The 547-nt window shown below is 64.1% G+C and carries 1 protein-coding gene; it reads right to left on the bottom strand.

The genetic code is table 11. The annotated features are described in order from the left end of the window. Window positions 1-312: FAD-dependent oxidoreductase (locus tag ACXJ3V_RS20595; RefSeq protein WP_457102216.1), on the bottom strand; the 312-nt coding region annotated here is incomplete at its 3' end. Window positions 313-547: the final 235 nt, after the last annotated feature.

Raw genomic sequence — 547 nt, 5'->3', positions numbered from 1 at the left:
CTTCACGACAAGCTGGTTGATGCCATTGGTTTCCAGGCCGTCGAGTTGGGCGAGGAATGCCGGCGCCTTGACGCCGGCAGCCCACACCACCAGCTCAGCGGGAACGGTCTCTCCGTTCGCGAGCTGCACACCGGCGGCGGTGACGGCGGTCACCCTGGCGCTGGTCCGCACGCGAACGTCGATCTTCTCGAGCAACTGTGTGGCCGCTGCGGACATGCGCTCGGRCAGCGAGCGCAGCACGCGCGGACCGGCCTCGATCAGGTTGAGCCTGATGTCGCGCTCAGGATCGATGCGATCCAGGCCGTAGGACACCGGTAGGTGCAGCGGTGGACATCGCCCTCCACCCGACGCGACACCACCACTTGGTCCGCGTGGTGGCGCTCCGCATGGCGTAGCAAAGCAGAAATCAGCAGGGGCTGATGCATCATTTGACCCAGCATGGGAGTCTCCTTAAAAATTGAACGGATAAAAAAGGCGCGCCGGCGCCTGTGGACGGTTTCAGATCGCGAGCTGTTGGACACCCCAGCGCGCTGGTGAGCTGCAGAAC

Source organism: Microbacterium sp. P5_E9, from assembly GCF_054049175.1.
This window is presented reverse-complemented; position numbering and strand designations above follow the sequence as displayed.